Genomic DNA, 13865 nt, shown 5'->3' with positions numbered 1-13865 from the left:
CCGGTGGTTCTGGTCGATGCCCCCGGCTTCGGCGGCACCCCCGCCGGCGAGCCGGGCCTCGACCACGTGGCGGCGCAGGTGGTCGACGGCATCCGTGGGCTCGGTGTCGATCGTGCCGTGGTCGCGGGCCTGTCGATGGGTGGCTACCTCGTCATGGCGATCGCCGAGCAGGCGCCCGAGCTGCTCGCCGGGATCGGGTTGCTCAGCACCAAGGCGAGCGCCGACCCGGAGCCCGCCCGCGCGAAGCGTCTCGAGATGGTCACGGCGGTCGAACGAGGTGAGCGCGAGGTGGCCGTCCCGATGCTCGAGGGACTCCTGGGTGAGGCGACGCGCAACTCTCGCCTCGCCGTCGAGATGGTCGATGAGCTGCGTGAGCAGTTACGTAACGCACCGCTGGCCGGACTCGTGTGGGCACAGCGGTCGATGGCCGAGCGGCCCGACCGGCTTCACGCGCTCCAGGCGCTCCCGGACACGGTGCCCGCGCTCGTGCTGCGCGGTGCCGAGGACACGCTGATGTCCGCCACGGATGCTGCAGCGATGGCGCGGGCGCTCGGCGTCGAGGTCACCGAGGTCGCCGGCTCCGGGCACCTCGCCGCGCTCGAGCAACCCGACGCCGTGGCCGCTGCCCTCGCCGACCTCTACGCCCGCGCGACCGCCTGAAGGTCAGCTGCGCCAACCCGGCAGCAGGCGTTCCAGCGCTGCGACGAGCTCGATCGAGTCGCCGTCCTTGCCGCCGGCCCCGATCACGAGCGGGGGAGGCGTGGGCGTGAGCGTGACGCCGCGGACGCGGTCGAGGATGCTCAGCGGCGCGGTCAGCACGTAGAACGATCCGCCGGTGCCGAGCCCCACGGTCTTGTCGATCCGCAGGTACCAGCCCTCGATATCACTGCGCGCGCTGCCCCGGCCGCCGTATCCCTTGACCATCAGCCGTTCGGTGGGCAGCCGCTCCCGTGCCACCTCGACGAACTCGGCCAGGATCGCGCGCGCCTTGGCGTGCTCGACCTCGTGCCGTGCGTGCAGGCGCCGCTCCTGCTCCTTCGCCGCCTCGGTGCGCTGCCGCGCCCAGTCCGTGCCCTCCGTCACGCGCCGGCGGACCTCACTCGTTCCGCACCGGCGGGATGATCACCGTGTCATCAGCCGGGCTCTCCGGCTGCTCCTCGGTCGCGGAGCCGTCCTCGTCATCGCCGACGGCGGTGCTCGCCTCGCCCTGGGCCGTCGCCTCGGGTTCCGGAACTGGCTCAGGATCTGGTGCCGGCTGCCCCTCGGGCGTCGGGTGCTCGGGCTGCGGCTCGGGTGCAGGGTCCGCTGAGGGTCCGGTCGGCGGAGTCAACCCGAGCGCCGCACTCGCGGCGCCGGACATCGAGCCGAGCATCGAACGCAGCTCGTCGAGATAGGCGCTGATCCCCTCGCGCTGGTGGTGGAGGTCGTCGAGCTGTCCCTGCGCCGTGGCGCGGTCGGCTTCGATCTGCGCGGCAACCTCGGCGCGCTCCTTCTCGGCGCGCGCGCGGCCCTCGTCGATCAGCGACTCAGCCTTGGTCCGGGCCTCATCGAGCAACCCGTCGGCCTCGCGCTCGGCCTCGGCCCGGACCTTCTCAGCGGCAGAGAGCGCGGTCGCGAGGCGTCCCTCAGCGTCCTGGGCGTGCTTGGCGGCCTCGCTCAGCACGTTGTCGACCTCGGCCTTCGCGAGCGCATGGCGCTCGGTGGCGTCCCGCTCGGAGTCCTCACGTGCGCGCACGAGCTCGAGTTCGGTGTCCTCCTTGAGGCGCATCGCCTCGGCCTTGACGCCATCGGCTTCGACCGTGGCATTGCGGACCAGTTCGGTCGCGGTCGTCCGCGCCGAGGTGACGATCTCCTCCGCCTGCTCCTGTGCCTGCGTGAGCAGGGTGCGTGCCTCGCGCTCGGCCGCGACCCGCTGCTCACCGATCTCACGCTCGGTGGTAGCCCGCAGGCCACCCAGGAGCCGCTCGAGCCCGGCGACCTTCTCCGCGCGGGTAGCGGCCTCGGTGCTGTGGATCCGGGCGGCCTCACGCTCGGCGGACCCGACGAACTCCTCCGCGCGGCGGCGGGCGTCGGTGAGATGACCATCGGCGTCGCGCTTCGCCGCGGTTCCGATCTCCTCGGCCTGCGCGCGAGCCCGGCGCAGGATCTCGGCAGCCTCACGCTCGGCCCATTCGGTCAGTGCCGCGGCTTCCTCGCGGGCGCTCGCGGTGGCATCGGCGGCTTGGGAGTTGGCCTGCGCCACGACATCGGCCGACTGCTCCTCCGCCGAGCGCAACAGCTGCTCGACGCGCACCCCGAGGCCGGTGTAGCTCGGGGACTCCACCTCGGCGAGCTTGTCCTTGACCTCGGCAAGCTCGGCTGCGAGCCGCTTCTCAGCGGCCGCTGAGGTGCTCGCAGCAGCGCGTGCCTCCTCGGCCCGCCGCTCAAGCTCGTGCAGCTTCTGGTCGACCTGGGCACGGTCGTAACCGCGCATCACCACCGGGAACTGGGCGGTCTCGTCAGCCACGTCGTGCTCCTACATGTGTCGGTGAATCCATGGGAAAAGCGCCCTCAGAGTAGCCGGGGTCACACGATCCGATGCCGCGAGGGGCCGTTCGGACGCGAAAGTCACAGAACGGTCACGTACCCTAGTCGGCGGCCAGCGCAACCGCTGACCACACCGACAGCAGGGAAGAATCAGCACGTGGTGAGACGGATCTTCGCGATCGTGCTCATCGTGCTCGGACTGGGCACGATCGGGGCAGCCATCGCCTCCGGCACGATCTGGCGACCCGATGACCGGGTGACGCTGACGCTGCCGGCGACCCCTGATGTTCCTCTGGTGATCACGGCCCCTGGGGTGCTCAACGCCGTCGACGACGACGTGGACGTCCGGATCGTCGGCGCGAGCGCCGAGAGTCCGATCGTCATGGCGATGGCCCGCGAGAGCGACGTGCGCGCCTGGATCGGCGACGCCCCGTACTGGGAGGTCAGCGGGCTGACCGACTGGGAGACGCTCTCGTACACCGACTCCCGCGACGCCGCAACCGAGGAGCCGACCGAGGACCCCAGCGCCGGCGAGACCGAGGCGACGGACGAGGCCACCGACGAGGTGACCGAGGACCCGACTGACGAGGCAACCGAGAGCGAGACGCCCGCCGACGAGGAGACTCCCGCCGACACCGTGCCCAACCCGAGTGGTTCGGACCTGTGGGTGGAAGAGCTGACCGGCACAGGCGAGCTGGAGTACTCCTGGACAGCGATCCCCGGCCGCTGGGTGATGCTCGTCGCGACCGACGGCACAGAGCCGGCGCCGCGGATCGAGCTCACGTGGGACCGCGAGGTCGAGACGCCATTCGTGCAGCCGGGGGTCATCCTCGGCAGCGTCTTCTTCGTCCTCGGCCTCGGACTGCTGATCCTGCAGCTGCTCACCGACGCCGAGAAGCGGCGCTCGCGCCGCGCTGCGGCCGCTGCGGCCGCGGCACCTGCCGAGGCCCCGGTCGCGATCACCCCCGAGGGTGATCGGCCGCTGACCCGCCGCGAGATCCGCCTCGCCGAGGAGGCCCGACGGCGTGGCTCACGACCCGAGAAGCGCAGCGGTTCGGGCGAGGGTGAGACCGAGACGATCCCGGTGGTGCCGGCTGAGGCAGCGACCTCGGCCGAGAGTCCGGCAGAGCCCGCGACACCGGCCGAGGGCCCTGAGAGCGCCGATGACCGCGCCGGTGAGCTCGACGCCTGGGTGAGGGGCGGTGCAGTGAGCCCGCTTCTGCACGAAGGCGAGCGCACCACGCCCGCGGGGCTGGAGCTCCCTGAGGAGCCGGCCACCGACCACGGCGATAACACCACGGAGGAGGCCGCGCCGTCGGGCGTGGAGACGTCCTCGCGTGAGCCGTGGTGGCGCCGCCGCGCCGGTCGCAAGGACGTACCGAGCACGGCCGCCGGGGCCGAACAAGCTCCGGACCCGACCGAACCGGTGGTCGAGCCCGATGGGCAGACCGAGGCGGTCGATCCGTCGCCGACCGCCGCGTCCGGACCCGAGGAGGAGGAGAACGGCCCGCAGGAGTGGGGCGCCTCCTGGCGTCAGACCTGGGGGATGGGCTCCGATGCCGAGACCGAGCCGAAGGAGGGTGACCGATGAGCCGCAGTCTTCGTGACCGTCTCCTGCGCGCCGGCGCTCTCGCCGCGGCAACCACCGCCGTGCTCGCAGGCTGTGCGATCCCGGTGCCCGAGGTCGAGGCGGAGCAGGCTCCCGAGGGGCCGCAGCCGGCGCTCGACGAACCCCGCATCGACCGGATGCTCGATGCGATCGGTGCCGCGATCGAGGCGGGTGACGAGGCAGGGACTGTCAACGAGATCCGACCCCGTATCGACGGGCCTGCGATGCACACGCGGAAGGCCGAGTACCGGCTCGCCGCGGCGACTGCCGACTCGGACAACGCTACGACGTTCCAGCAGCTGACCACGGACCCTCAGGTCGTGGTGGTGAGCAACGAGGACGAGTGGCCCAAGCGGGTGTTCGTGTTCACGACCATCGCCGACGGCATGAACACGCCGCTGCTGCTGGGGCTGGAGCAGGACGACCCGCGCGAGGACTACCACCTCTTCGCCTGGGTGAGGCTGCTGCCCGAGGTGACCACCCCGGCCACGGCGATCCCCGCCGAGGGGAGCCCCGAGGTGGCCCCTGACGCCGACGGCCTCGTTCTGAGCCCACAGCAGGCGATCGAGGGGTACGCCGACCTGCTCGAGAACGGTGACGACAGCGACGTCGCCGACGCTTTCGCCGAGGACATCTTCCGCACCTATGTGACCGAGGATCGCGAGGCGATCAGCGAATCGGTGGAGGACGCGGGCGAGTACACGGAGACCTTCCAGCTCCGGCAGTTCGACCCGGTCGCACTCGAGACCTCCGACGGCGGCGCGATCGTCATCGGCGCCTTGCGTTCCGACCAGACCTACGAGCGCACGATCGATGACTCCGAGATGACCGTGGGCGGCGAGATCGCGGCACTCGCGGGCGAGGACGACGGCATCGACGTCGAGACCTCCGTGACCGCTACCTACTATATGAGCGTCGCGTTCTACATCCCACCGGACGCAGACGACGCCCAGATCCAGGTGCTCGGCGCTGAACGCGTGCTCGACACCGTCACCACCGAGTAGCTCTCACACGAGGACAGTGATGACCCAGCCTCCTTCCGGCTTCAACCTGCGCGGCGCCGTCGATCTCTCGGCGCTGTCCAAGCCCGCTCCGACGCCGGGGGGAGGTGACGCGGCAGCTCCGCAGGGTGTCGTCGTGGAGATCACGGCGGAGACCTTCCAGCAGGCGGTCACCACCTCGATGACGGTGCCGGTGGTCGTGGACCTGTACTCCTCGCGATCGGCGGCGAGCACGCAGCTGTCGGCGACCCTGCAGCAGCTCGCTGCCGGTGCCGGCGGGAAGTTCCAGCTCGCGCGTGTGGACGCGGACGCGAACCCGCAGATCGCGCAGGCGGTCGGGGCGCAGGCGTTGCCCACCACGTTCGCGATGATCAAGGGTCAGCCGCTGCCGCTGTTCCAGGGTGACCACCCCGCCGAGCAGATCCAGGCCGTCCTCGACGAGCTGCTGCGCGTGGCCGGCGAGAACGGTGTGACCGGTACGATCAGCGTCGAGGAGCAGCCGGAGACCCCCGAGGAGCCCGAGGAGCCGCCGCTGCCGCCGCACCTGCAGGCCGCCTACGACGCCATCGAGACCGGCTCGTTCGATGACGCCGCGGCCGGCCTTGAGGCGGCCCTCAAGCAGAACCCTGCCGACGACGAGGCCAAGGCGTTGCTCGCTCAGGTCGAACTGATGCGCCGTCTCGACGGCGTCGACCCGATGGCAGCGCTGACCGCGGCTCGGGACGCCGCGCCCGGCGACGTGGCCACGCAGCTCGTGGCCGCTGACGTCGAGGTCAGTACGGGCCAGGCCGCAGCCGCCTACGCGCGCCTGCTGGCTGCGGTGCGGTCCAGCGGTGGAGACGACAAGGAGGCCGCACGGGCGCGGCTCGTGGAGCTGTTCCTCCTCGCCGACCCGGCCGAGGCCGCCGTGCTCAAGGCGCGCCGCGACCTCGCGATCGCCCTCTACTGAAGGCCCAGCAACTTTCAACGCTGATCCGGCACTGAGCAACACTCAACGCTGTTCCGGCATCGCCGACGGACGATGCCGGAACAGCGTTGAAACCCTTGCTGTGCCGGAAGAGCGTTGAATCTCAGGGGGCGGGGGTGAGCAGGACCGCGCCGAGCGGCGGGACGCGCACCTCGGCGGAGTGGCTGCGGCCGGCCCAGGCGAACTCCTGGGCCGTGATACGGCCGGTGTTGGTCACGCCCGACCCTCCGTACTGCACGTCATCGGTGCTGAGCAGCTCGACCCAGTCGCCGCCGTGGGGGAGTGCCACCCGGTAGCCCTCGTGGGCGCTGCCGGCAAAGTTCACCACCACGGCCACGATCTGGCCCTCGCCGAGGCGGAGGTAGGAGATGGTGTTGTGGTCGCCGTCGCCGGCCTCGAGCCACTGGAAGCCCGCGTGGCTGAAGTCGTTCGCCCAGAGCGCCGGATGCTCGCGGTAGACCCGATTGAGGTCGCGGACCAGTAGCCGCACACCCGCATGCTGCGGATCGTCGCCCTGCCACCAGTCGAGCGAGCGCGACTCGGCCCACTCGGCGTCCTGCCCGAACTCGTCGCCCATGAAGATCAGGTTCTTGCCCGGGTGGGTCCACATGTACGCGAACAGGGCGCGTACCCCGGCGAGTTGCTGCCAGCGGTCGCCGGGCATCTTGCGCAGCAGCGAGCCCTTGCCGTGCACCACCTCGTCGTGCGAGAGCGGCAGCACGTACTGCTCGGAGAACGCGTACACCAGGGAGAACGTCAGCTCGCCGTGGTGGTAGCGGCGGTTGATCGGCTCCTCCGCCATGTAGCGGAGGGTGTCGTTCATCCACCCCATGTTCCACTTCAGCCCGAACCCGAGCCCGCCGCCGGAGGTCGGAGCCGTCACGCCCGGCCACGCGGTCGACTCCTCGGCGATCATCACAATCCCGGGATTCGTGCGATACGCGGTGGCGTTCGTCTCTTGCAGGAACTGGATCGCCTCGAGGTTCTCGCGGCCGCCGCGCACGTTCGGACGCCACTGACCCGGCTGCCGCGAGTAGTCGAGGTAGAGCATCGAGGCCACCGCGTCCACGCGCAGCCCGTCCACGTGGAACTCGCTCAGCCAGTACACGGCGTTCGCCACGAGGAAGTTCCGCACCTCGTTGCGGCCGAAGTCGAACACGTACGTGCCCCAGTCGAGCTGCTCGCCGCGCATCGGGTCGGGGTGCTCGTACAGCGGCGTGCCGTCGAACCGGGCGAGCGCCCACCCGTCCTTGGGGAAGTGCGCAGGCACCCAGTCGAGGATGACGCCGATGCCCGCGTTGTGCAGGGTGTCGACCAGGTAGCGGAAGTCGTCGGGCGAGCCGAAGCGGGAGGTCGGCGCGTAGTAGGAGGTGACCTGGTAGCCCCACGAGCCGCCGAACGGGTGCTCGGCCACCGGCAGCAGCTCCACATGCGTGAAGCCCATCCAGGTCACGTACTCGGTCAGCTGGTCGGCGAGCTCGCGGTAGGAGAGGCCCTGCCGCCACGAGCCGAGGTGCACCTCGTAGATGCTCATCGGGCCCTGATGAGGATCGCCCTGCTGCCTCCGCTCCAGCCAGGCGTCGTCGGTCCAGGTGTGCTCGGACTCGGTGACCACCGAGGCGGTCGCGGGCGGCACCTCGGCGGCACGTGCCATCGGGTCGGCCTTCGCACGCGATGCGCCGTCGGGTGTGACGATCTCGAACTTGTACCGGGTGCCCTTGCCGACGTGCGGCACGAACACCTCCCAGATCCCGCTGTCGCCGAGCGAGCGCATCGACGTCGCACGGCCGTCCCAGCCGTTGAAGTCGCCGACCACACGCACCGCGCGCGCGTTCGGCGCCCACACCGCGAACGAGGTACCGGTGACCTCGCCGAACCCGGTCGGGAACCGGCGCACGTGCGCGCCCAGCACGGTCCACAGCCGCTCGTGCCGCCCCTCGCGGATCAGGTGTCGATCGACCTCGCCGAGCGTGGGTAGGTAGCGGTAGCCGTCGTCGACGACGTCCGTCCGGTCCCCGTAGGTGACCTCGAGCTGGTACTCGGGCACCTCGTCGGAGGGCACGACGGCGGTCCACACCCCGTCATGCTCGTGCTGGGCCGGGATCCTCGTCTCGTGCGTGAGGACAGTGACCGCGTCCGCGCCGTGACGCACGGTTCGGATCGTCACCGCACCCTCGTGCTGGTGCGGTCCGAGCACGTCGTGCGGGGCGAAGTGGAGTCCCTGCGCGACGGCGGTGAGCACGTGTGCAGGCACCGAGACCGGGGTGGGGGTCGCGCCGGGGTCCGAGCCCGGGTTCTGGGTCACCGCATCCTCCTCGCTCGAGGTGTCCGACAAGGGTACGGGCGTGGATCCCTCGTCCGGGGCTGCATGGCGCCCGCTCACCGGTGCTCCACCACCACGACGTGGGCGCAACCCCCGTGCGGGTCGAGCCGCACGTAGGGGCTCGATCCCCAGGAGAACGTCTGTCCCGAGAGCACGTCGTGTGCCACGAACTCCTCACCCACCTCCAGCCCCAGCGCCGACATGTCGAGCTGCAGGTGGCCCTGCCGGGTGGTGTACGGGTCCGTGGTGACGCACACGATCACGGTCTCGCCCACGCCGTCGGCGGCGTGCTCGGGGGCGATGCGCTTGGAGAAGCACAGGATTGCGTCGTCGGTGGTGCCGTGCACAGTGAGGTTGCGCAGCTGCTGCAGCGCCGGGTGCTGGTGCCGGATCTCGTTGAGCCGGGTCAGGAGCGCGGTGAGGCCGTTGCGCTGCGCTGCCTCGTCCCAGTCGCGGGGCTTGAACTCGTACTTCTCGTTGTCGATCTGCTCCTCGGCGCCGGGGCGTGCGATCGACTCGGCCAGCTCGTAGCCGGAGTAGATCCCCCAGGTGGGTACCGCGGTCGCCGCGATGATCGCGCGGATCGCGAACGCGGGGATGCCACCCTGCTGCATGTACGGCGTGAGGATGTCGTGAGTCGTGGGCCAGAAGCTGGGGCGCATCACCGCTCCCAGGTCACCGGAGACCTCACGCAGGTACTCGCCCAGCTCGGCCGCGGTGTTGCGCCATGCGTAGTACGTGTACGACTGGTGGAACCCGATCGTCGCCAGTGTGCGCATCATCGCCGGCTTGGTGAAGGCCTCCGAGAGGAAGATCACTTCGGGGTGCGTGTCGTCGAACTCGCGCAGCAGCCGCTCCCAGAACGTGAGCGGCTTGGTGTGCGGGTTGTCCACCCGGAACGCGGTGATCCCGTGCTCGACCCAGTGCTCGAGCATGTCGCGGATCGCGACATAGATCCCCTCGGGGTCGTTGTCGAAGTTGAGCGGGTAGATGTCCTGGTACTTCTTCGGCGGGTTCTCGGCGTAGGCGATCGTGCCGTCGGCGCGCGTGGTGAACCACTCCGGGTGCTCGGCCACCCACGGGTGGTCGGGGGAGGCCTGCAGTGCGATGTCCAGCGCCACTTCCAGACCCAGCCGCTTGGCCTCGGTGACGAACGCGTCGAGATCGGCCACGGTGCCGAGCTCGGGGTGGATCGCGTCGTGCCCGCCTTCGGCTGACCCGATCCCGTAGGGCGAACCGGGGTCGCCCGGGAGGGTGGTGAGCGTGTTGTTGCGGCCCTTGCGGTTCGTGGTGCCGATCGGGTGGATCGGCGTCAGGTAGGCGACGTCGAAGCCCATCGCAGCGATGCCGGGCAGCCGTTTCGCTGCCGTGCGCAGGGTGCCGGAGGTCCACGCGCCCGTGTCTGGATCCTTCGCCGCACCCTCGGAGCGCGGGAAGAACTCGTACCACGCGCCGCAGAGCGCGAGCGGTCGCTGCACCCGCAGCGGGTACGTCGCACTCGGTGAGATCGCGTCCCGCAAGGGCGTGCGCTCCAGCACGGCCTTCACCTCCGGCGAGGTGCCCGCCGCCAGGCGGGCGCCCGCCGGCCGGGACTCATCACGCAGGGCGGAGACGGCATCGAGCAGAACGGTGCGCTCCGCCTCGGTGGGCACAATCAATCCCGTCCGTGTGTTCGCTGCGCGCTCGAGAACCAGAGCGCCCTCGACGAGCATGAGCTCGACGTCGACGCCGGCGTGGATCTTGATTCCTGCGTCGTGCGCCCAGGTGCCGTACGGGTCGGACCAGCCCTCGACGCGGAACCCCCACAGGCCCTCCGCGTCGGGGACCACCTGGGCGAAGAACGTGTCCAGGCCGGGTGCGATGTCGCGCATCCGGACGCTGGTGTGGTCGGAGCCGTCGGGGGCAACGAGCACGGCGGTGGCGGCCACGGCGTCGTGACCCTCGCGAAACACGGTCGCGCGCACCGGCACCACCTCGCCGACCACGGCCTTGGTGGGCCATCGGCCACCTTCGGCGAGCGGGCCGACATCGATCACCGGGATCCGCCCGATCGGTGCGTACGGAGTGGGCATGGGGCTGTCCTCGATCACGTCTTGAACCTACCGAGAACCGGCGGTGCGCGAGGGCGCTCCGAGCCGTGTGGAGTCGGCCACATCCCGGATATGCCGAGGCAACGTGGGATGGTTACACTCCGGCGCGTGAGAGCCATCCGCCGATTTACCGTACGGACCGTGCTGCCCGAGGCGCTGAGCGCGCTCGACGACCTCGCGCTCAACCTGCGCTGGTCCTGGCACGCCCCCACGCGTGAGCTGTTCGCGTCCATCGACCCGACGTTGTGGGAGGACGTGCACGGGGACCCGGTCAAGCTGCTGGGTGCCCTCACCTCCGAGCGGCTCACCGAGCTCGCGAACGACGGCGACTTCGTGGCTCGGGTGCAGGGTCTCGCCGCCGATCTGGGTACCTATCTCAGCGAACCCCGCTGGTACCAGCAGGAGGCGTCGCGCCGCGCGTCCGCAGGCGAGGCGGAGCTGCCGCGCGCGATCGCGTACTTCTCGGCCGAGTTCGGGATCACCGCCGCCCTGCCGCAGTACTCGGGCGGGCTGGGCATCCTCGCGGGTGACCACCTCAAGAGCGCGTCCGACCTGGGAGTGCCGATCATCGGCGTCGGACTGCTCTACGGGGCGGGCTACTTCCGGCAGTCGCTCACGCGGGACGGGTGGCAGTCGGAGACATACCCGCTGCTGGACCCTGACAACCTGCCGTTGACGCTGCTGCGTGAGCCCGACGGCACACCGGCGCGCGTGACGCTGGCGCTCGCCGGCGGCGCAGAGCTGCACGCGCAGGTGTGGCGGGCCGACGTGGGGCGGGTGGCGCTGCTGCTGCTCGACTCGAACGTGCCCGAGAACGACGACGCGATGCGGCGCGTCACCGACCGGCTCTACGGCGGCACGAGCGAGCACCGGCTGCAGCAGGAGCTGCTGCTGGGGATGGGTGGCGTGCGGGCGCTGCGGCTGCACGCCCGGCTCTCCGACGGTCCGGAGCCCGAGGTGTATCACTGCAACGAGGGGCACGCGGGCTTCCTCGGGGTGGAGCGCATGCGTGAGCTGGTCGAGGCGGAGGGGCTCTCGTTCGACGCTGCGCTCGAGGCCGTGCGCTCGGGGACCGTGTTCACCACGCACACGCCGGTGCCGGCAGGGATCGACCGGTTCGACGCCGGTCTCGTGGCGCAGTACTTCGGCGGCGCTGCCGAGCTGCCGGGCATCCCGGTCGACCGCGTGCTCGCGCTCGGTGCCGAAAGCTATGAGGGCGGTGGCGAGGGCATCTTCAACATGGCGGTCATGGGGCTGCGGATGGCGAAGAAGGCCAACGGTGTGGCGCAGCTGCACGGCACGGTCTCCCGCGGCATGTTTGCGCCGCTGTGGCCGGGCTTCGACGTCAGCGAGGTGCCGATCGGCTCCGTCACGAACGGCGTGCACGCGCCGACCTGGGTGGACCCACAGTTCGCCGAGGCGCAGGCTGAGCACTTCAGCAGTGACGAGCTCGCCGACGGGCAGGGCTGGTTGAAGGCCGAGGGCGGCATCGACGATGACACGCTCTGGCGGCTGCGCGGGATGATGCGGGAGCGCCTGGTTGAGGATGCGCGCAAGCGTGTCCGTGCGTCCTGGCTGCGGCGCGGCGCCTCGCCCGCGGAGCTCGGTTGGGTCGACGACGTGCTCGATCCCGACGTGCTGACGATCGGGTTCGCTCGCCGTGTCCCCACGTACAAGCGGCTGACGCTGATGCTGCGTGACCAGGACCGCCTGAGGAAGCTGTTGACCGACCCGGAGCGGCCGATCCAGATCGTGGTCGCCGGCAAGTCGCACCCGGCCGATGAGCAGGGGATCCGGCTGATCCAGAAGCTCGTGCAGTTCGCCGACGACCCCGAGGTGCGCACCCGGATCGTGTTCCTCCCGAACTACGACATCGAGATGGCGCAGACGCTCTACCCGGGCACCGACGTGTGGCTGAACAACCCGCTGCGCCCGCTCGAGGCGTGCGGCACCTCCGGGATGAAGGCCGCGCTCAACGGCTCGCTCAACCTGTCGATCCTCGACGGCTGGTGGGACGAGATGTACGACGGCCACAACGGCTGGGCCATCCCCACCGCCGACGGTGTCGAGGACGCGGACCGGCGCGACGACCTCGAGGCCGCCGCCCTGTACGACCTCATCGAGAACACTGTGGCGCCGCGGTTCTACGACCGCGACGAGCACGGGCTGCCGCTGCACTGGCTCGAGAACGTGCGGCACACGCTCGCGACCCTCGGGCCGAAGGTGCAGGCCACCCGGATGGTCCGCGACTACGTGGAGCAGCTCTACGCCCCGGTCGCGCTGTCCTACCGCGATGCGGACGGCCCCGGTCACACAGGCGCCGTCGAGCTCGCCGAGTGGAAGGCGAAGGTGCGGGCTGCGTGGCCGTCGGTGCGCGTGGACCACGTGGAGTCCGAAGGGCTGCACGATGCCGTGAAGGTGGGCGACCACGTGACCGTGAAGGCGTTCGTGTCGCTCGGGGACCTGGCGCCGTCGGACGTCGAGGTCCAGATGAACTACGGCCTCGTCGCCGACAACGACGAGATCGCCGACTTCGGCACCGCCTCGCTCGAGCTCACCGACACCTACGAGGGCGGCCGCCACCAGTTCGCCCGCGCCTTCACGCTGCAGCAGGCCGGCCCGTTCGGCTACGCGGTCCGCATCGTCCCGAAGCACGCCGACCTCGCCGCCCCGACGGAGCTCGCGCTGGTCACGAACGCCTGACGAGCACGTTGGGGGGCGACGCCCTAGTTGCCGCCCACGCCGCCCACATCCTCACCTGCCGAACGCGCGGAAGTGCCGGTCTCAGCGCGGGAACGCCACGTTCCGCGCATTCGGCAGCGGGAAGCGGTACGAAGCGCGCGCTCGGCATCCGTGGGCAGCCGGGGACAGGCAGGTCAGGATGGAGCCGTTCAAGCCTCGAGGAGAGCAGCTCGCACGTCTCGTGGGATCGTGCCCGAGGCGCGAACATCCTTGCTGGTGAAGCGCAGCATGATCAACGAACCGCGATTCTGCATGGCGTTCTGGCGCGTTCGGTCGCCGAAAAGCGCCGTGGGCTTGCTGTGCTCCTCGATACCGTCCATCTCGGCCACGACCCACTTGCGCCGTCCCCGCCACCCGAGATCTCCGCGTCCGAGGACGTTCTCGTCTCTGTCGGTGACGATCAGCTGGAGCTCCTCCGGTGGGAGCCCGTGATCGTAGGAGTCGAGCCTGGCGAGGGTCTCCAGCGGCGACTCGGAGCGTTCGTCGATCAGGTGCCACCACTCGTGCACCGCCGCTGCGCCCCGGCGGCCGCGGATCCCGTTGCGTACGTCCGGCAGCTGTGCCGGATCCAGGCGCTCGCGGTTGAGAGCGGAGTCAAGCAGTGAGA

At 70.5% G+C, this 13865-nt stretch carries 9 protein-coding genes and 1 pseudogene; 5 read left to right on the top strand and 5 right to left on the bottom strand.

The window, feature by feature from the left end:
* On the top strand, positions 1 to 660 hold a 660-nt coding region (locus ACOJSN_RS02070), incomplete at its 5' end, for an alpha/beta fold hydrolase (protein WP_420110847.1).
* A gap of 3 nt (positions 661 to 663) precedes the next feature.
* Here ACOJSN_RS02070 and ACOJSN_RS02065 read toward each other — a convergent pair.
* Together ACOJSN_RS02065 and ACOJSN_RS02060 are read right to left on the bottom strand one after the other, a co-directional pair.
* Positions 664 to 1083: a hypothetical protein gene (locus ACOJSN_RS02065; protein ID WP_420110846.1), complete on the bottom strand. Its 420-nt coding sequence runs from the start codon at positions 1081 to 1083 to the stop codon at positions 664 to 666.
* Positions 1084 to 1096: 13 nt separating this feature from the next.
* Positions 1097 to 2506, bottom strand: coding sequence for a hypothetical protein (locus tag ACOJSN_RS02060; RefSeq protein ID WP_420110845.1), 1410 nt, complete (start codon positions 2504 to 2506; stop codon positions 1097 to 1099).
* Positions 2507 to 2683: 177 nt separating this feature from the next.
* On the opposite strand from ACOJSN_RS02060, the gene ACOJSN_RS02055 reads away from it, so the two are divergent.
* From ACOJSN_RS02055 to ACOJSN_RS02045, 3 genes are read left to right on the top strand one after another with little or no spacing between them, the layout of a single operon-like run.
* Positions 2684 to 4117, top strand: a complete 1434-nt coding sequence (locus ACOJSN_RS02055) for a hypothetical protein (protein ID WP_420110844.1) — start codon at positions 2684 to 2686, stop codon at positions 4115 to 4117.
* Positions 4114 to 5139: a hypothetical protein gene (locus tag ACOJSN_RS02050; protein WP_420110843.1), complete on the top strand. Its 1026-nt coding sequence runs from the start codon at positions 4114 to 4116 to the stop codon at positions 5137 to 5139. The genes ACOJSN_RS02055 and ACOJSN_RS02050 overlap by 4 nt, the downstream gene beginning before the upstream one ends.
* 19 nt (positions 5140 to 5158) lie before the next feature.
* A complete protein-coding gene (locus ACOJSN_RS02045; RefSeq protein WP_420110842.1) occupies positions 5159 to 6085 on the top strand; it encodes a tetratricopeptide repeat protein in 927 nt (308 codons plus the stop codon).
* 121 nt (positions 6086 to 6206) lie between these two features.
* On the opposite strand, the gene glgB is transcribed toward ACOJSN_RS02045, so the two are convergent.
* Positions 6207 to 8408: a 1,4-alpha-glucan branching protein GlgB gene (gene glgB, locus ACOJSN_RS02040; RefSeq protein ID WP_420110841.1), complete on the bottom strand. Its 2202-nt coding sequence runs from the start codon at positions 8406 to 8408 to the stop codon at positions 6207 to 6209.
* 74 nt (positions 8409 to 8482) lie between these two features.
* On the bottom strand, positions 8483 to 10498 hold the full coding sequence (locus ACOJSN_RS02035; protein ID WP_420110840.1) for a maltotransferase domain-containing protein: 2016 nt from the start codon (positions 10496 to 10498) through the stop codon (positions 8483 to 8485).
* A 126-nt stretch (positions 10499 to 10624) separates the two neighbouring features.
* Here ACOJSN_RS02035 and glgP point away from each other — a divergent pair, with 126 nt between their 5' ends.
* Positions 10625 to 13219 (top strand): alpha-glucan family phosphorylase, encoded by a 2595-nt coding sequence (gene glgP, locus ACOJSN_RS02030; RefSeq protein WP_420110839.1) that lies wholly within the window; start codon positions 10625 to 10627, stop codon positions 13217 to 13219.
* 188 nt (positions 13220 to 13407) lie between these two features.
* Here the strand turns inward: glgP and ACOJSN_RS02025 are convergent.
* Positions 13408 to 13865 (bottom strand): annotated as a pseudogene (locus tag ACOJSN_RS02025) (hypothetical protein); the annotation flags it as partial.

It is taken from the genome of Pseudactinotalea sp. (assembly GCF_048594945.1).
Taxonomy (GTDB): Bacteria; Actinomycetota; Actinomycetes; order Actinomycetales; family Beutenbergiaceae; genus Pseudactinotalea.
The sequence above is the reverse complement of the archived record's forward strand: the minus strand, read 5'-3'. Positions and strand labels throughout refer to the sequence as shown.